Source organism: Collinsella aerofaciens, assembly GCF_040926185.1.
Classification (GTDB): domain Bacteria; phylum Actinomycetota; class Coriobacteriia; order Coriobacteriales; family Coriobacteriaceae; genus Collinsella; species Collinsella aerofaciens_BC.
In genome coordinates, this window is sequence record NZ_JBCOIQ010000007.1 from 1 (window position 1) to 17,531 (window position 17,531).

At 59.1% G+C, this 17,531-nt stretch carries 14 protein-coding genes; 4 read left to right on the forward strand and 10 right to left on the reverse strand.

All coding sequences use genetic code 11. The annotated features are described in order from the left end of the window. Positions 1-347: 347 nt before the first annotated feature. A complete protein-coding gene (locus tag AB5750_RS04535) occupies positions 348-3,029 on the forward strand; it encodes a DEAD/DEAH box helicase (protein ID WP_368145603.1) in 2,682 nt (893 codons plus the stop codon). 79 nt (positions 3,030-3,108) lie between these two features. Here the strand turns inward: AB5750_RS04535 and AB5750_RS04540 are convergent, their stop codons facing one another. The 6 genes from AB5750_RS04540 to AB5750_RS04565 all read right to left on the reverse strand — a co-directional run bounded on the left by AB5750_RS04540 (position 3,109) and on the right by AB5750_RS04565 (position 9,018). Then, positions 3,109-4,866, reverse strand: coding sequence for a DUF2130 domain-containing protein (locus AB5750_RS04540; protein ID WP_368145602.1), 1,758 nt, complete (start codon positions 4,864-4,866; stop codon positions 3,109-3,111). 138 nt (positions 4,867-5,004) lie between these two features. Then, the gene (locus AB5750_RS04545) at positions 5,005-5,550 is read right to left on the reverse strand and encodes a metallophosphoesterase (protein ID WP_368145601.1); all 546 of its coding nucleotides are present in this window, start codon (positions 5,548-5,550) and stop codon (positions 5,005-5,007) included. A gap of 66 nt (positions 5,551-5,616) precedes the next feature. Beyond that, positions 5,617-5,796, reverse strand: coding sequence for a hypothetical protein (locus AB5750_RS04550; protein WP_368145600.1), 180 nt, complete (start codon positions 5,794-5,796; stop codon positions 5,617-5,619). An 18-nt stretch (positions 5,797-5,814) separates the two neighbouring features. Further along, the gene (locus AB5750_RS04555) at positions 5,815-6,141 is read right to left on the reverse strand and encodes an HIRAN domain-containing protein (RefSeq protein ID WP_117655201.1); all 327 of its coding nucleotides are present in this window, start codon (positions 6,139-6,141) and stop codon (positions 5,815-5,817) included. Positions 6,142-6,409: 268 nt separating this feature from the next. Further along, the gene (locus AB5750_RS04560) at positions 6,410-7,789 is read right to left on the reverse strand and encodes an aldehyde dehydrogenase (RefSeq protein ID WP_368145599.1); all 1,380 of its coding nucleotides are present in this window, start codon (positions 7,787-7,789) and stop codon (positions 6,410-6,412) included. Positions 7,790-7,797: 8 nt separating this feature from the next. Beyond that, entirely contained in the window at positions 7,798-9,018 is a 1,221-nt protein-coding gene (locus tag AB5750_RS04565) for an iron-containing alcohol dehydrogenase (protein ID WP_368145598.1), read from the reverse strand. Between the two features lie 256 nt (positions 9,019-9,274). Here AB5750_RS04565 and AB5750_RS04570 point away from each other — a divergent pair, with 256 nt between their 5' ends. Then, on the forward strand, positions 9,275-9,835 hold the full coding sequence (locus AB5750_RS04570) for a ferritin family protein (RefSeq protein WP_022094328.1): 561 nt from the start codon (positions 9,275-9,277) through the stop codon (positions 9,833-9,835). A 241-nt stretch (positions 9,836-10,076) separates the two neighbouring features. Here AB5750_RS04570 and AB5750_RS04575 read toward each other — a convergent pair whose 3' ends face one another. After that, positions 10,077-10,958, reverse strand: coding sequence for a hypothetical protein (locus AB5750_RS04575; RefSeq protein WP_368145597.1), 882 nt, complete (start codon positions 10,956-10,958; stop codon positions 10,077-10,079). A gap of 537 nt (positions 10,959-11,495) precedes the next feature. Beyond that, entirely contained in the window at positions 11,496-12,935 is a 1,440-nt protein-coding gene (pdxR, locus tag AB5750_RS04580) for a MocR-like pyridoxine biosynthesis transcription factor PdxR (RefSeq protein ID WP_368145596.1), read from the reverse strand. A gap of 145 nt (positions 12,936-13,080) precedes the next feature. Here pdxR and pdxS point away from each other — a divergent pair, with 145 nt between their 5' ends. Both pdxS and pdxT read left to right on the forward strand, forming a co-directional pair. Further along, positions 13,081-13,971 carry a pyridoxal 5'-phosphate synthase lyase subunit PdxS gene (gene pdxS, locus AB5750_RS04585; protein ID WP_022094325.1) on the forward strand — a complete coding sequence of 297 codons (891 nt, stop codon included), beginning with the start codon at positions 13,081-13,083 and terminating at the stop codon, positions 13,969-13,971. Between the two features lie 20 nt (positions 13,972-13,991). After that, a complete protein-coding gene (gene pdxT / locus AB5750_RS04590) occupies positions 13,992-14,579 on the forward strand; it encodes a pyridoxal 5'-phosphate synthase glutaminase subunit PdxT (protein ID WP_368145595.1) in 588 nt (195 codons plus the stop codon). Between the two features lie 373 nt (positions 14,580-14,952). Here pdxT and AB5750_RS04595 read toward each other — a convergent pair whose 3' ends face one another. Continuing rightward, a complete protein-coding gene (locus AB5750_RS04595; RefSeq protein WP_368145594.1) occupies positions 14,953-15,864 on the reverse strand; it encodes a hypothetical protein in 912 nt (303 codons plus the stop codon). Positions 15,865-16,016: 152 nt separating this feature from the next. Continuing rightward, the gene (locus AB5750_RS04600; protein ID WP_368145593.1) at positions 16,017-17,432 is read right to left on the reverse strand and encodes an MFS transporter; all 1,416 of its coding nucleotides are present in this window, start codon (positions 17,430-17,432) and stop codon (positions 16,017-16,019) included. Between the last annotated feature and the right edge of the window lie 99 nt (positions 17,433-17,531).

The window sequence follows — 17,531 nt, forward strand, 5'->3', positions numbered from 1 at the left end:
AGCCGGGGCGAGACAGGTCGGATTTGAGGACGGCCGAAGAGGCGTCAGCAGGTCGGTGGGTCATCGTCCCGGCGTTCGGCATCAGGGTAGCGCTGCGACGCGGAAATCGCGCGCTGTTGACGCGCCCCCGCAGTGCCCGCTTCCCCCAAGGACAATTATCAGTGCAGGTAGAGCCCTTGCGCAAAAGCCATGTGCTCGCGATATTGCAAAAAGTCTACTCACTTAGCTGGCAACTGCACCAAACGGCTGGGCAGAACGCCCATTTCCTGCATTTTCTTGCCTGCGAACGCATCGATGCGACGCTACGCCATAATAGTTGGCGGACAATCGCGAGAGAAAGCAAACACATGGCACAGACCACGACAGATACCGCCGTCAGCACCGTCTCCGGCGCCGGGGCCGCCAGCTCATTCTCGGGCGGCACGGGAACCGAAGCCGAGTTCGGCTCGCTCGGCGCGCTCTCCCCCACCTGGTGGGAGCCCGAGGACGGCAGCGAGCCCGAACCATGGCTCACGCCCGACCAGGCCTTCGAACGCTTCTTTGAATGGACGAGCGATCGCGGCATTGAGCTGTGGGATCACCAAGAAGAGGCCCTCATGGACCTGGCAGCCGGCGATCACGTCATTCTGGGCACTCCGACCGGATCGGGTAAATCGCTCGTCGCGCTGGGCATGCTCTTTATGGGCATGGCGCAGGGCAAGCGCTGTTATTACACGGCCCCCATCAAGGCTCTGGTCAGTGAAAAGTTTTTCGATCTGGTACAGGTGCTCGGCCGCGATAACGTCGGTATGATCACCGGCGACACGCATATCAACACCAAGGCACCCGTCATCTGCTGCACGGCAGAGATCCTTGCCAACGACGCGCTGCGCGAGGGCGAAGATGCCGATGTTGGCTGCGTCGCCATGGACGAGTTCCACTACTTTGCCGACCCCGATCGCGGCTGGGCCTGGCAGGTACCGCTGCTCACCCTGCCTCACACGCAATTCATGCTCATGAGCGCCACGCTCGGCGATGTCACTGCCATCGCCGCCTCACTCGAGGAACACACCGGCGCTACCTGCGACTTGGTCGTCGATGCCCCGCGCCCCGTGCCGCTGAGCTACGACTATGTGACGACCTCCCTCGAGGGCACGGTCGAGCTCGCCATGCGCCGCGGCGAGGCCCCGCTCTATATCGTGCACTTTAGCCAGGATGCCGCCCTTGCGACGGCGCAGTCGCTCGCCAATTTTGGCATCGCCAGCAAGGAGCAGCGCGAGGCCATTAAGGAAGCCGCCAAGGGCACGAGCTTCTCCACGGCCTTTGGCAAGATTCTCAAGCGCTTGCTCGGATGCGGCGTCGGCGTGCACCATGCTGGCATGTTGCCGCGCTATCGCCTGCTGGTCGAGCGTTTGGCGCAGCAGGGTCTGCTGCCCGTCATCTGCGGTACCGATACGCTCGGCGTCGGCATCAACGTACCCATCCACACCGTGGTGCTCACCGCGCTCACCAAGTTTGACGGCTACAAGATGCGTCGTCTGCGCGCCCGCGAGTTCCATCAGATTGCCGGTCGCGCCGGCCGCTCGGGCTTCGATACCGAGGGCATGGTGATTGCCGAGGCGCCCGAGCACGAGATCGAGAATGCCAAGCTTATGGCCAAGGCGGGCGACGACCCCAAAAAGCTCCGCAAGATTAAAAAGAAAAAGGCCCCCGAGGGCTTTGTCTCCTGGAACAAGCAGACCTTTGAGCGCCTGATCGAGACGCAGCCCGAGACACTCAAGCCGCGCCTGCGCATCACGCACTCCATGGTGATTAGCGTGGTCGAGCAGGGCGGCGATGCCCGTGCCCGCGTGCACGACCTCATCGAGACAAGCCTGCAAACGCCCGAGGAAAAGGCAAAGCTCGAGGTTCGTGCCGACGAGATCTTCGCCACGCTCATCGACTCCGGCGTCGTCGTGCGCACCGAGGTGCCGCCCGCACCCGATGCTCCGGCTGACACCGTGCCGGACATCGACTATGCGCTGACGGTCGACCTGCCCGAGGACTTTGCGCTCGACCAGCCGCTCTCGCCGTTTTTGCTTGCCGCGCTGGAGTTGCTCGATCCCGAGAGCGAGACCTATACCATGGACCTCATCTCGATGGTCGAGGCTACGCTCGAGGACCCCAAGCAGGTATTGCGCGCACAGGAGCGCGCCGCACGCGATCGCGCTATGGCCGAGATGAAGGCCGACGGCATCGAATATGAGGAGCGCTTGGAGCGCATTCAAGACGTCACGTACGAAAAGCCGCTCGAGGATTTGCTCGACGCCGCCTTTGACAAGTACTGCCAGGAAGTACCCTGGGCAAACGACTACCAGCTCTCTCCCAAGAGCGTCCTGCGCGATATGCTGGAAAGCGCGAGCGATTTTAAGGGCTACATTCAAAAGCTCGGCATCGCCCGCTCCGAGGGCATTTTGCTGCGCTACCTGGCAGAAGCCTATCGTTCACTCGACCGCACCGTGCCCATCGAGAAGCGCGACGAGCGCCTGCGCGACATTATCTCGTGGCTGGGCTTTGTGGTGCGCTCGGTCGACTCGAGTCTGGTGGACGAGTGGGAGAACGCCGGCAACCCGGCAGCCCTCGACGCCGCGCCGCCGCAGGGCATCGACGAGGTCGTGGCGGACCGCCGCGGCTGCACGCTGTTGGTGCGCAACGCGCTCTTCCGCCGCGTGACCCTTGCCGCCCGCGAGCACGTGCGCGACCTGGGCGAGCTCGACGACGACTGGGGCATGAGCGAGATCCGCTGGCAAAAGGCGCTCGATGCCTACCATGATCAGCACGAGGAAATCCTCACCGACGGAGACGCCCGCAGCGCCGCGATGTTTTCCATCGATGAGTCCGACGAGAAGACGCTGCACGTATGGCACGTGCACCAGATTTTTGCCGACGAGGACGGCGACCACGATTTTGGCATCATGGGCGATGTCGATCTGGACGCCACACAAGACGGCGGCGAGGTCATTTTCAAAAACTACCGCGTCGGCTTTATCGAGGACCTGCTCGAGGACTAGCCGAACAGAATGGGACGAAACGAAGCGGGGCCGCTGGCAACATCGCCAGCGGCCCCGCTTTTGCACTATCCGCTATACCCTATTCGGCATCCTCGACCTCATACGAATCCGCCTCGGCTGGCGCATCGCTTGTCTCCGGCGCAGCCTCGCGCGCCTCGTCAAACGCCGCCTTCATGGTCTTGTTGCCCCACGTGAGCTTGCGAATGGTAAGATCGTCGGCCTTCTTGTTGGCTAGGCGCAGATTGTTCTCGGAGGACAGCAACGCCTCCTTGGTTTTCTGCAGATGGCTAATCGTCTTGTCGATCTCATCGATTGCCGTTTGGAACTTGCGGCTCGCGATCTCGTAGTTGCGGCCGAAATCGTTCTTGAACTTCTCCATCTTGGCTTCGAAGTTCGTGACATCGATATTCTGCTGCTTGTACTCCGCCAGCTCCTGCTTATAGCGAAGCGAACCCATGGCGGCATTGCGCAGCAGCGTAATGATGGGAATGAAGAACTGCGGGCGGATCACATACATCTTCTCGAAGCGATAGCTCACGTCCACGATTCCCGCGTTGTAAAGCTCGCTCTCGGGCTCGAGCAGCGTGCAGAGCACCGCGTACTCACAGCCTTTCTGGCGACGATCGTGGTCGAGTTTCTTAAAGAAATCCTCGTTTTTATGCTTGGTCGCGGTTTCGTCGTTCTCGTTTTTCATCTCGAACATAATCGAAATGACCTCGTTGCCGCTCGCGTCGCACTCGCGGAAGATAAAGTCGCCCTTGGTACCCTCGGACGCATCGTTATCCTTCTCGAAGTACGCGTTGGGAAATGCCGTCATGCGCAAACGGTTAAACTCGGTCTCGCAGTGCTGCTCGAGCGACTCGCCCACCATCTTGGTGGACAGGCGAACCTTCATGTCCTTAAGACGCTCGATCTCTTCATCCTTGTAGCGAATCAGGTCATCGCTCGCGCGCTTGGCCTGCGCAAGCTCGAGCTCATGTGCCGCCTTGGCCTGCTCTTCGCGCGAATCGCGCACCGCCAGCTCGCTCGTCAGTCTGGCACGCGCCTCATCGCGCTCTCGCTCCGCCGCGGCGACTGCCTTCGACAGCTCCATTTTTGCAGAAAGTTCTTGCTCACGAAGCTGTGCACGAAGGCCCTCGGCCTCGCGCTCGGACTGAGTCTTAGCATTCGAGAACTTCTCACGCACTTCTGTCTGGTAATCGGAAAGCTTACGATTCGCTTCGTTTTGCGCAGCCTCGAGCTTACGCTGCGCCTCGGCCGCAGCAGTTGCGAGCGCCATTTCTTGAGCCTTATCTGCGGCGGCAAGCTTTGCCTGTAACTCCGCAATCTGAGCATCGCGCACGGCGAGGTCATTTTGAGTCGCATTGCGTACCGCGGCTTCGGCAAGCTTTGCTTCGTCATCTTTGCGCCCCAACTGCGCACGCAAATTGTCGATCTCGTGCTGAAGCTCGGCGTTCTCCTTTTGAGCGTCGGCACGGGCTTCAACCGCCGCGCGCTGGCTTGCGTTCTCGCGCTCTGCGGCAGCGCCCTCGAGCTTGGCGCGCAGTTCGGCAAGCTCAGCATCGCGCTTGGCGACCTCTTGTGCCAGCTGTTGAGCCGCAGCGTTCTTCTGCTCGACAAGCTGAGCGTTGCGCTGAGACTCCGCCTCCTGCAAAGCAGCCGTCGAACGCGAGCGCTCAAGCTCCAGCGCCTGCTCGCCCTCGCGCTGGACTGCCTTCACACGCTCATCCAGATCGCGCGAAAACTCGGCATCGCGCACTTGCTTGACGATGTCCGCATAGCCGGACGCATCGACCTTAAATACTTCGCCGCAATGCGGGCACTTAATCTCGTTCATAGCAGCTCCTCGATGGACGCAAATTTCGACCGCCTACACTCTACCGCGTCGCACGGACAAAAAAGGCGCCGCTGCCATAATGGCAACGGCGCCAGAACCACCACAAAGGTGCCTGTCCCCTTTGTGGTGGTTCGAGCATTACAGTCCAAAGAAGCCGAGAATCTCGTCGCGGCTTACGGGCTTGTAGTCATTGGCGTCGAGGCCCACATCGTAGCGGTAAATGGGGCGCTCGCGATCGCGGTTGCGTGCGTTGGTGCGGTCACCCCTGCTGTGGATATGCCCATGCAGCATAATGGCGCCACGCGCCTTACCATTCCAGCTGAGCATGGGGTAGTGGCTCATAACCAGACGATGGCCCTTGGCATAGCCGGGAGCAATCTCCAGGTAATCGCGCACGTCTTCCCAAATCTGCGGTACGTCGGAATCTTCCCAGTCGCCGTCATGGTTACCGCGGATGAGCGTCACGTTCTGGCATTCGATACGCTCGCGCAGGCGCACCGCCTCCGCCAGGGGCAAACGATAGGTAAAGTCACCCAGAATATAGAGGCGGTCATCCGCAGCCACGCACTCATTGATGGCATCGATGACCTTGCGGTTCATCTCCTCGACCGAGCCAAACGGTCGATCCATATCGTGCAGGATATTCGTATCGCCCAGGTGCAGGTCGGCGGTAAACCACATCATCGTCTATACCCTCATTTCGCAACGCGTTCAACTCGTGCTAAGTATACAGACGCAGCGATGCGACGGTTACCCAAAGAGACCGCTAAACAGTCCGCGGCGGCGTTTGTCTTGCTTTTTCGAAGCGTCACCCTGAGCGCTCTTGTCCTGCCGCTTCTTACGGTCCTGCTCAAGCTCATCATCGTCGAGCAGCATATCCCACTCAAACGGGTCATCCGTCAGATCGAACAGGTCGTCGTCATCAAACATGGCAGCCTCCATTGCCGACTAGCGAGCATCCACCACGTAGAGGCCAACGCGCACCTGATGCCACGGACTGCGCTCGGGAGCAACCTGTTGCACGCGAGCCTCAAAAACGTCCTCATGGCCGTAATACATCATCAAGGACAGCGGGCCGACCTCGTTTCCCGGAACATAGCCAAGCTTGGTGTTGCCGTAATAGATCGCAACCGCCTCGGGGTCATGGGGATTATCGCGCTCGGCACACAGCGTCAACTTATCGCCCGCTTTAAGATCGCCCAGAACCAAGGCACCGTCGGCATATTGAAATCCTGCGATGTGAAACGACAGAAGAACACGCGAAGGCTCGTACATGGCAACTCCCCTAACGGCCGGAATACCCGGCGTTTAACCTTACAGAGAAGTCTACGAACTCGTGCGGACGCAAATTCATCCTGCCTGCGTCTTTCAAGCGCTCTGTCTCGCAACGCTTGCGAGACAGAGCGCTTGCAGATAAGATAGGAGTACGGATGGCACCCGTTGCAGCGGGTCTTGCCAACTCCGATACACGTTTTCATCGTGAGAAGTGGCCGTCTTCGCTTACGCGGGGGCGGCCATTTTGTTTGCCCTATGCCATCTGATTCTAATGTACAAACATGCGCACGAACTTGTGCTTCCAGCTTGCGTAGGGCGCATACCGAAACGGCACGTCCAGCCACGTTGCCTTGTTCACGATGCTCTTCTTGTGGCTAAACGTATCGAAGCTCTCGCGGCCATGGTACTGCCCCATACCGCTTGCACCCATGCCGCCAAAGCCCATATGGCTCGTAGCCAGATGCATGATGGTGTCGTTAACACAGCCGCCGCCAAAGGGCACATAGCGCACAAAGCGCTGTTGCACCGCTCGGTCCTGGCTAAAGATATACAGGGCCAGCGGCGTCGGACGATCCGTGATAAACGTCTCGACCTCATCCAGACTCTCGAACGTCAGCACCGGCAAGATGGGACCGAAGATCTCCTCTTGCATTACGGCATCCTCGGGCGTCACGCCGTCCAAGATCGTCGGTTCAATCTTGAGCGAGGTCTCGCGCGCCGCACCTCCCAGCACAACCTTGTCGGAGTCGATCAACCCGCGCACGCGCGCGAAATGCTTGGCGTTGACGATATGGCCGTAGTCCTCGTTGTCGAGCGGGTGCTCGCCAAACATGCGGCGGGCTTCCTCCTTGATGAGGCCCAACAGCTCGTCGTGCACGCGCGCGTCAACCAGCAGATAGTCGGGCGCCACGCAGGTCTGCCCCACGTTGAGCCATTTGCCAAAGGCGATACGCCGTGCCGCCACCTTCAAGTTTGCCGTGGCATCCACGATGCAGGGACTCTTGCCGCCCAGCTCAAGCGTCACGGGTGTGAGGTTTTTGCTCGCGTGTTCCATGACAAGCTTGCCGACCGGAACGCTGCCGGTAAAGAAGATCTTGTCCCAGCACTCATCGAGCAGCGCCTCGTTCTCGGCACGTCCGCCCTCGACGACCGTCACCAGGCGCGGATCAAACGCTTCCTCGCAGATCTGTCTGAGCACCGCACTCGAAGCCGGCGCATAGGCACTCGGCTTGATAACAACGGTATTACCCGCAGCGAGCGCGCCGGCGAGCGGCTCGAGCGTCAACAAAAACGGGTAGTTCCAAGGCGCCATAATCAGCGTCACGCCATAGGGAACCGGCTGCGTTTTGCATACGCTAATAGCGTTGGCAAGGTCACACGGACGCAGGCGCGGACGGCTCCATCGGGCCACATGCGCAATCTGATGTCGAATCTCGGAAAGCGACGTGCCGATCTCGCACATATATGCCTCGTCATGCGACTTTCCCAAATCGGTCTTGAGCGCATGGGCGATATCGGCCTCGTGCGCCCGCACCGCATCGCGCAGGCGCACGAGGGCGCGACGTCGAGGATCGACATCAAACGTGGCGTGCGTCTTAAAATAGGCGCGCTGCTCGCCGACAATGCGCGCGATTTCCTCGGTATTCATGGGCCCTCCTAGTTCTCGCCCTCAAACATACCACCCGCAATGACCTCATACATACGCTCGAGTTCCAAACGGTCCATCAAAAGTGGAACAGGGTATAGCGGATTGGCCTCGGCATCGGCATGGGACGCCATTTGCGGAATATCGGAGCGGCGAATACCCGAGACATATTTGGGGATTCCCAGGGCCTCGTTCATGCGGTCGACCCAATCGATAAAGGCCTCGGACGCAAGACTGTCCTGCGCGGTAGCCGGCGCAATGCCCGCCATGCGAGCAAGATCGGCGAGCTTAGGAGCAGCAGTTTCGCCATAGGCGCGAAGCATATGCGGCAGGATGATGGCGTTGGCCAAACCGTGCGGAATTCCGTATCGGCCGCCCAGACTGTGCGCGATGGCATGAACATATCCGACATAGGAGCGGGTAAACGCAACGCCCGCCTTATACGCCGCCGAAAGCATATTGCGGCGCGCACGCATGTCGTCGCCATGCTCATAGGCCTCGAGCAAATTGTTGCGGATGAGCTGGACCGCCTGACGCGCCATCTTGCGCGTGTAGGGCGTGGTGCTACGGCCGATAAAGGCCTCGACAGCATGCGTCAGGGCGTCCATGCCCGTCTGCCCCGTAATGGAGGCAGGCAACCCGCGCGTAAACTCGGGGTCGTGCACCGCAAAACGCGGGATGAGCACAAAATCGTTAATGGGGTATTTATAGTGCGTCTCATCATCGGTGATAACCGCCGCAAGCGTGACCTCGCTTCCCGTACCGGCGGTAGTGGGAACCGCAATAAGCAGCGGCAGGAGACGGTGGACACGCAACAGGCCACGCATCTTGTTGATGGGCTTGTTTGGCTGCGCAATGCGCGCCCCCACACCCTTGGCGCAGTCCATGGCTGATCCTCCGCCAAAGCCGATAATGGCCTGGCAGGCGCTCTTTCGATACAGCGCCGCCGCTTCCTCCACGTTTGAGACCGTGGGGTTCGCACGCGTTTCGGCATAGACCGTAACGCCAATCCCCTGAGCCGTAAGCGCACGCTCGAGCGATGCCGTGAGCCCCAAACGTGCAATACCAGGGTCTGTCACGATAAGGACCTTCTGGATCGAGCGCTTTTGAAGCACCGCGGGCACATCCTCGGCATGCTCCAAAATGTGCGGCTCGGTATAGGGCAGGATCGGCAATGCAATGCGAAAAACCGTCTGATATGTTCGGCACCAGGCACGACGGGCTAGATGCATAAAGGAAACTCCTATATTTGTTGATAGGTCAACATTTGCTCGACCGATTGTACTCAGCGGCGGTCAAAGACGGCTTGCCAATCGTTAATCAATCAACATCTTCATATCTCAAAATTGTTTTATTAAAAATCATTCCTAATAGGCTTCACATTTGGTTGCATTTATGGATAATAGAACTCGTCAAGACGCACGTCCGGAGAGGGCCCCTACGGGACCGGACGAGCGCACAATCGCCATCGATCGAAAGGATCGAATCATGAAGTTTGTTTGCCCCGTTTGCGGTTATGTGGAAGAGTTCGACGGCGACCAGCTGCCCGAGGACTTCAAGTGCCCCCAGTGCGGCGTTCCCGGTTCTCGTTTCCTGAAGCAGGAGGAGGGCCAGCTCGAGTGGGCCGCCGAGCACGTCGTGGGCGTCGCCAAGATGGAAGGCGTCTCCGAGGACATCGTTGCCGACCTTCGCGCCAACTTTGAGGGCGAGTGCTCCGAGGTCGGTATGTACCTGGCCATGGCTCGCGTCGCTCATCGCGAGGGCTACCCCGAGATTGGCCTGTACTGGGAGAAGGCTGCCCACGAGGAGGCCGAGCACGCCGCTAAGTTCGCCGAGCTCCTGGGCGAGGTCGTGACCGACTCCACCAAGAAGAACCTCGAGATGCGCGTTGAGGCCGAGAACGGCGCCACCGCCGGCAAGACCGATCTTGCCAAGCGCGCCAAGGCCGCTGGCCTCGATGCCATCCACGATACCGTGCACGAGATGGCTCGCGACGAGGCCCGCCACGGCAAGGCTTTCGCCGGCCTGCTCAAGCGCTACTTTGGCTAAGACAGCCGCCTGAGAGACAATCTCTAGCTCGATGAGGCCCGGACCGCACGGTTCGGGCCTTTTTCGTGCCTCACGAACTTGTTAACTCCCTGAAATAAGACCACCTTAGGCATCGGTTTCTCGTCAAAAACTAAGTGAGTAGACTTTTTGGAACTTGCCGAGCACACCATCCATATTGCTTTATAAAGCCGCAGCTAAATGACTTGTTGCAAAACGGCCTGGTCGCCAAAGTGCCAAAAGTCTACTCACTTAGAACCGCAGCCGTCCACGATCGAGCTGTTTTGCGTCTAACGGTCATCTTTCCGTCGATTACTCCCAATTTTGTCCAGTCAACGAATAGTTCAGACCGGAGTAATGTCTCAGCCCTTTGCTCATCTGAGCTTTTATCACGATATTCAGCATCGAGCATCCTGCATACGGCCTTAACGATCGCGCGGAATCTATCCTCATCGGATATCTGTCTGTGTGTCAGGAGAAGTACATCGTAGCCCATGGCTTGAAGGGTTGTCATGCGGTCAGCGTCACGCAAGCCATCCCCTGCGCGTCCGTGCGAGGCCTTTCCCTGACATTCAATAGCCACCTGTCGCCTGCCGTCCGGCGAAGACAAAAGTAGATCGATATACACACGGGACTTTCCCACAATCACTCGAGCACTTGTGCTTAACGTCACTTCGACATTGAGCTCTATACCGCAAAACCCTTCGCCTCCCAAGGCTCGCGGCAGTCCAAGCAACAAATACGCCTCGACCTCAAAAGGCGACGCGGCACCCAATGGAACGAGTTGTGATACCGCCATAAATCTATTGCCGTAACGCATCCCGCAAACATCTGAACAAAAACGGTCAAGGTCTCCGCCCAAAACCAAAGCGTCTCGACGCCATAAATTTGAGGCAGTGCCGTCCTCGGACGGGCAGCGCACCCAACCGAACGTTGTCGAAATCGCACCTGAATCAATTGCACGCCTAAGCTCCGCCTCAAGTGCCGCCGGCAGAGCGCACACCGCAAACAAGCCACACATCTCCGCCAATACCAAAAGAAGCTGAAGATCCGTCAGATGCCGCGACATGATGAATGCCGTCAGCAGAGGAGACGTGATCAAAAATCCATGCTCCGTTTCCAGCACGGATTCCCTGGGGAGCTCACCAAGAAACAGCCGCTGCCTAATGCTGGCAGGGCAAGTCCGTTTGTTTCTCGTCCGAACCAATGTATACAACGGAAAGCCAAGTACAACCGCAGCCGTCGGGTTACGGACGAGGCCATATCGCTGCCGGTCTTCTTCCGGCCGTGGAAGCGGCGGACACAGAGCGCGGACCTGAGGGGGCAAACGCCAGTACCTAAAAGCCGATATGTCACAAAGTAGATCTTTCATAGGCACAGGAAAACACGAATTTCAACCCAGTCAGTCACGCAGTGGCGCGAACGCACCGAAAATGGCGCCGAACGGACTGTCAAGTTTTCAACAGCCCTCTCCAACTGGCCAAAAGCTTGCCAAAAGCTGGACGAAGCCCTGTTGAAAACCCCATTTTTTTACATGCAGAAGCTTTGCGCGGCAAGTGAGTAGACTTTTTTAAACATCCCGAGCAGGCCGGTCATTCTGCTTTTCAAAACCGCAGGTAGATAGCTTGTTACAAAACGGCCTGGTCACCAAAGTGCCAAAAGTCTACTCACTTAGATTGCAGAGTGCCCCCATGAGCTGCAATTCCAAGATATTTAGCACTTTTGGACTCAGATCGTCATACTGGACAAGAATTTGACTTGAGTTTTCAGGGGCAGATGCGCCATCGGCACACCAATAACAGTCGCTGATATCGACAAAAGGGATACTCGAGCGCGTGAGGGCCCGCACAAAAGAGCTTCCACCCGCTCCGCACTCCGCAACCACGGTGCAGTAAAGGCCCGCGTCCGCATGTTCGATTGAGACCTCCCCCGCCGGAAACGCCTTCCGCACAAGCGCCGTCAGGCCATCACGCGCCTCGCGAGCACGAACGCGTACGCGGTTCACATGCCGTTCGTAATCACCCGATTCCAGCAAACGCGCTAACGCTACCTGGTCAACAGAGCTCACCGACGAGGCGTAAAAACCAAGGTTGCGCCTAAACCGCTCCATTAGCCGGTCGGGCAACACCATGTACGCTAGACGCAACGCCGATGAAAGGCTCTTCGAAAACGTGTTGGTGTAGATAACCGACTGAGCAGCATCGATCGACGCGAGCGCGGGAATCGGCTTGCCGGCAAGGCGAAACTCACAATCAAAGTCATCTTCGATGAGATACCGACCTGGTCGCTCGGCGGCCCAGCTGAGCAGCGCGTAGCGACGCGCTATGCTCGTCACAAGGCCGGTCGGATACTGATGGGACGGCATCAGGTGAAGGACATCGGCCCCAGTTTTCTGCAGAGCGCCCAAGTCCACGCCCTCATCATCCAACGGGATATGTCGAACTTTGCAGCCCATAGCCTGATAGATGCGCGTCAGGCGCAAATAGCCCGGGTCCTCAACGGCATACACCTTGTCCGCGCCAAGCAACTGAACCAACATGGTATCGAGCAGCTGAGCGCCCGCACCGATAACGATGTTGTCGGGGTCGACATTCATGCCCCTTGTCCCGCGCAGATGGTGAGCAATTGCGCGTCGTAGCCGAGCGGTGCCCTGCGCCGGCGCGGTCGAAAAGATTTCTCGTTCGTCTTCGGATGCCAGCGTCGCCCGTAGCGCGCTTTGCCAAAGCCGCGCCGCCTCCAACGCGGAAGGAGAAAGTGCATCGAATCGCTCGGCCTGTCCATCGGCATCATGCGCGCTGGGGTCCACAGAGGCAGCATCGCGATCGATATCCCCCGTAACCAAAGGCAAAACCGGTGCATCCGGAAGCTCACAAGCGTAGTAGCCACGCCGCGGCATTGAGCAGATATAGCCCTCGGCAAGCAACTGGCTATATGCATTCTCGATAGTAATGACACTGATTCCCAGATGACTGGCAAAGGCGCGCTTGGACGGAAGATGCTCCCCCGCCGCAATACGTCCAGCAACGATATCATCTCGAATTTGCTGGTAAACATACTCATAAAGCGAGGCCTCGCCGCGTTTTTCAAAATTGTAGTCAAGCATGTGTTTGTCACCTGACCTTATCAAGTCATTCAATCTGGTATTAATCTGACCTTGTAATTATCTCGAAAACTGAGTATTTCGCCATACCCAGCTCCCCGATAGGATGTTCCGTCAAGCAATGCACATGCCAACCAAGGGAGCAACCATGGCAGAACAGACCAGCAAGGCCGATCGCGTCAAACTCAATCGCGAGCTCGCGCAGATGCTCAAGGGCGGCGTCATCATGGACGTCACCACGCCCGAGCAGGCACGCATCGCCGAAGAGGCAGGCGCCTGCGCCGTCATGGCACTCGAGCGCATCCCGGCCGATATTCGTGCCGCAGGCGGTGTGTCACGCATGAGCGACCCCAAGATGATCAAGGGCATCCAGGAGGCCGTCTCCATCCCCGTTATGGCCAAGTGCCGTATCGGCCACATCGTCGAGGCGCAGGTCCTGCAGGCCATCGAGATCGATTACATCGACGAGTCCGAGGTTCTCTCCCCTGCCGATGACGTCTATCACATCGACAAGACCCAGTTTGACGTGCCGTTTGTCTGCGGCGCCCGCGATCTGGGCGAGGCGTTGCGCCGTGTTGCCGAGGGCGCCACGATGATTCGCACCAAGGGCGAGCCGGGCACGGGCGACGTGGTCCAGGCCGTACGCCACATGCGCAAGATCCAAAAGCAGATCCGCGACGTTGTTGCCCTGCGCGACGACGAGCTCTTTGAGGCAGCCAAGCAACTGCAGGTTCCGGTCGAGCTGGTGCGCGAGGTCCACGCCACGGGCAAGCTTCCCGTCGTGAACTTTGCCGCCGGCGGTGTGGCAACCCCCGCCGACGCCGCGCTGATGATGCAGCTGGGCGCCGAGGGCGTCTTTGTGGGCTCGGGCATCTTTAAGAGCGGCGACCCGGCCAAGCGCGCCGCCGCCATCGTCAAGGCCGTGGCAAACTTCACCGATGCCAAGCTCATCGCCGAGCTTTCGGAGGACCTGGGCGAGGCCATGGTGGGCATCAACGCCGACGAGATCGAGATTATCATGGAAGAGCGCGGGCGCTAGTCCAGCAGAAAGGATCGCACATGAGCGATTATGCAGACCAGACGGTCGCCGTGCTGGCGGTCCAAGGCGCTTTTGCCGAGCACGAGGCAAGACTAGCTGAGCTTGGCGCACACTGTATTGAGCTGAGGCAGGCGGCTGATTTGAAGCAGGACTTTGACCGTCTGGTACTTCCCGGCGGCGAGTCCACCGTTCAGGGCAAGCTACTTGCCGAGCTCGGCATGCTCGATGAGCTTCGCACCCACATTGTTGAAGGCATGCCCGTCCTGGGCACCTGCGCCGGCCTGATTCTACTGGCTCACGACCTTGCCGCCCATGACGATAAGGGCACGCCGCGTTTGGCAACCATGGATGTACTTGTCGAGCGCAATGCCTACGGCAGGCAGCTCGGCAGCTTTCGAACCAAGGGGCAAATAGCCGGCATCGACGGTGAAGTGCCGCTGACGTTTATCCGCGCGCCCCGCATCGTCAAGGTCCACGGCGACGCCAAGGCCTTAGCGAAAGTCGACGGTCGTATTGTCGCCGCCCGTCAGGGCAACCAGCTCGGCGTAACCTTCCACCCCGAGCTCGACGACGATACCCGCCTCCACGAACTGTTCCTACAAATGTAGGCATCGAAATCAACAAACGAAACGAGAGTGGATGATCTCCCACTTTGAGCTTGAATGCAGGCTCAAACCGGGAGATTATCCACTCTCATGCTATGTAGTCGTTGGGGACGTTCTTAAACGACTAGTCAAACAAGAACGTCCCCAACGACTAGTCATTTAAGAACGTCCCCAATGACTACCTTTTGGCAAGTTTGAATCAAGGCAACGCTGATGTTTTGGTACCGACAGCGAGCGCCCGCCAGAGCGAATAAATTGGCATGAAAAGAGGACGGCATAGACCTTCTGGTCATGCCGTCCTCTTTGAATGACAAGTTGTCGCTCTGGTGGGCGCGCAGCGTCAACTAGTTACGCGGTTCGTAGAACCGCGTAACCCCTAGAAACGGTTGCCGCGGAAACCGCCACCGTTGCGGCCGCCACGGTCGCCACCGCGACCGCCACGGTCGTTACCACGGTTGCCGCCGAAGCCACCACGGTTGCCGCCGCGGTCGCCATAGCCACCACGGTTGCCACCAAAGCCGCCGCGACCGCCACGGTCACCGCCACGGTCACCAAAGCCGCCGCGGCCACCGCGATCGCCACCCCGACCGCCACGGTCACCGCCGCGAGGACCGCGGTCGCCAAAGCCACCGCGACCGCCACGATCGCCGCCACGGCTACCGCGATCGTCACGACCGCCGCGAGGACCGCGGTCCTCGTCCAGGCCCATGGCGACGAGCGGGGCGATAACCTTGTCGAGGGCAGCCATGAGCTCGGTGGCCTCCTCGTAAGAAAGCTCGGGCAGGAGCTTCTCCTTCTTGTTGGCAAGCTCGACCAGGCCCTCAGCGGCATCCTCGACAGCGAAGACGACGATCTTGCGCATATCGCCCTCGGCGTCGTCGATGCGGCCGACCAGATCGGCAGCCTCGGCCTCGGCCATCAGGCCATCGAGCTCACGAAGGCGCATGCCCAGCAGGTCGGACATTTCCTTCTGCTCCATCTTGGGCTTGAGGTCAAGAAGCTTGATGGCGCGCTCGATGTTCGCCATGCGCTCGGCCTTGGCCTCCTCCTCCTTGGAAATAGCAAAGCGACGGCTACGCAGCAGGCGGGCTGCCTTCTGCATCTTGTCCATCAGCTCTTCGTCATCGTAATCAACGGCGGCCTCGACAACCTCGGCCTCCTCCTCGGCGGAAACCTCGTCAGCAGCCTCAACCTCGGCAGCTTCGGTCTCCACGGTCTCGACTGCCTCAACCTCGGCAGCCATGGTCTCGTTCTCGGTCTCGTTCATGATCTCTTCGTTCTCAGACATGAGACTCCTTCTTGGCCCTCTCGGGCATCATCGCCCCATTCGCGGGGCCCGTCGCGCACTCTTTGCGCTTTAAACATTCATGCCTCTCGGCAAAACGTCCATTAGTTTATGGTGTCGTCCGTCAATCTAGCTGCAGAATCTATGTGCACACATTAATGCGACATGTGCGACTCGCGACGAGCGTACACCAGCGACACCGCGAACCCGACCACGGCAATTACAGCCGCCACACGCACGGCAGTTGCAAATCCAATCGCCTGGGCAACGTCCGTCGCAGCGCCAGCGGTGCCGGCAGTCGCCGCAGAACTCGAGAGCAGGCCGATAAACAGCGACGGGCCAAACGATGCGGCAATCATGTTCCACGTGTTGAGCAATGCCGTTCCGTGAGGATGCTCAGCGGCAGGAAGCGTCTCCAAGCCGGCCGTCTGCGAGGGGCTCAGCACCAGGCCGACTCCGGCATACACCACAACGGTCAGCGCCACGACGACGCCGATGTTCATGCTTGCCGCCGTCATCGAGATTGCAGTCTGCCCCACGGCAATCAGGGCAAAGCCGACCGGCAGCAGCGGCCATGCGCCACGGGCGTCCATCACGCGTCCGCCCACAATCGAGGTCACGGCGTTGCAGGCAATCGCCGGCAAAATGAGCAGGCCCGCAACAAGTGCGGTCATGCCGTAGGCACCTTCAAAATAGAGCGGCAACAAAACGCTCATCGAGAACGTCGTCATCATCGACACCACCACAAGCAGGCACGCAGGCCAAAAACGAACGCTCGCCATGGGACGCACGTTAAGCACCGGATGCTCGAGCTTGAGCTGACGGGCCGCAAACAGGCCGAGCAGCACAAGGGCGGCGAAGAGCGTCACGATGCCGGCAATCAGATTGGTCGAGAACTCGCCTACGGAATACACAAATGCCGTAATACCGGCAGCGAGCAAAACAACCGACAGAATATCAAGCGTGGCATTCGAACGCTCTCCGACATTCTGAACAAGCTTTACGCCCGCCGCAGCGACCACAATGCCGCCCACCAGCGGCACTACGAACACCGCCCTCCAGCCAAACAACGTGCGCATAAGACCGCTGATCACGGGTCCAAACGCCGGCCCCAGCGTAATGCAGGCACCGCCCAGGCTCAGATACAGACCGAGCTTCTCGCGCGGAGCGCAAGACAGCACCACGTTCATCATGAGCGGGAACAAGATGCCCGATCCCGCAGCCTGCAAAATACGGCTTGGCAGCAAAACGCTAAATGACGGAGCGAACAGGCACAGGACTTCGCCGGCGACCATGCATCCGCATGCGAAAAACAGCAGCTTGCGCGTCGAGAAACGGCCGGACAGGAAGGCCATGATGGCCGTAAAGATCGACGTCACGATCATGTAGCCCGAAACGAGCCACTGTGCCGTGGTGGCACTCACCGAAAAGGCTGCCATAATGTCGTGCAACGCCACGTTAATGATGTTCTCGTTAAACGCGGCAACAAAGGCTGCAATATACATTACGACGAGAATCGCCGCAGAGGCCGATGGCGTTACTTGAACTTGTTGCTGAGATTTGCTCCCCATGCATTTCCTTCCTCTTGGAACGACAGTCGCATCGCCCCAGAGGAACGGTCCAGGGCGAAAAATGAGCCCTAGACTTACGCCAGACGCCGTACACGACGA

Bases quoted from the DNA above. Each gene is read 5' to 3' on its own strand.
- AB5750_RS04535 (WP_368145603.1), top strand. From the start codon at position 348: ATGGCACAGACCACGACAGATACCGCCGTCAGCACCGTCTCCGGCGCC.
- AB5750_RS04540 (WP_368145602.1), bottom strand. From the start codon at position 4,866: ATGAACGAGATTAAGTGCCCGCATTGCGGCGAAGTATTTAAGGTCGAT.
- AB5750_RS04545 (WP_368145601.1), bottom strand. From the start codon at position 5,550: ATGATGTGGTTTACCGCCGACCTGCACCTGGGCGATACGAATATCCTG.
- AB5750_RS04550 (WP_368145600.1), bottom strand. From the start codon at position 5,796: ATGTTTGATGACGACGACCTGTTCGATCTGACGGATGACCCGTTTGAG.
- AB5750_RS04555 (WP_117655201.1), bottom strand. From the start codon at position 6,141: ATGTACGAGCCTTCGCGTGTTCTTCTGTCGTTTCACATCGCAGGATTT.
- AB5750_RS04560 (WP_368145599.1), bottom strand. From the start codon at position 7,789: ATGAATACCGAGGAAATCGCGCGCATTGTCGGCGAGCAGCGCGCCTAT.
- AB5750_RS04565 (WP_368145598.1), bottom strand. From the start codon at position 9,018: ATGCATCTAGCCCGTCGTGCCTGGTGCCGAACATATCAGACGGTTTTT.
- AB5750_RS04570 (WP_022094328.1), top strand. From the start codon at position 9,275: ATGAAGTTTGTTTGCCCCGTTTGCGGTTATGTGGAAGAGTTCGACGGC.
- pdxR (WP_368145596.1), bottom strand. From the start codon at position 12,935: ATGCTTGACTACAATTTTGAAAAACGCGGCGAGGCCTCGCTTTATGAG.
- pdxS (WP_022094325.1), top strand. From the start codon at position 13,081: ATGGCAGAACAGACCAGCAAGGCCGATCGCGTCAAACTCAATCGCGAG.
- pdxT (WP_368145595.1), top strand. From the start codon at position 13,992: ATGAGCGATTATGCAGACCAGACGGTCGCCGTGCTGGCGGTCCAAGGC.
- AB5750_RS04595 (WP_368145594.1), bottom strand. From the start codon at position 15,864: ATGTCTGAGAACGAAGAGATCATGAACGAGACCGAGAACGAGACCATG.
- AB5750_RS04600 (WP_368145593.1), bottom strand. From the start codon at position 17,432: ATGGGGAGCAAATCTCAGCAACAAGTTCAAGTAACGCCATCGGCCTCT.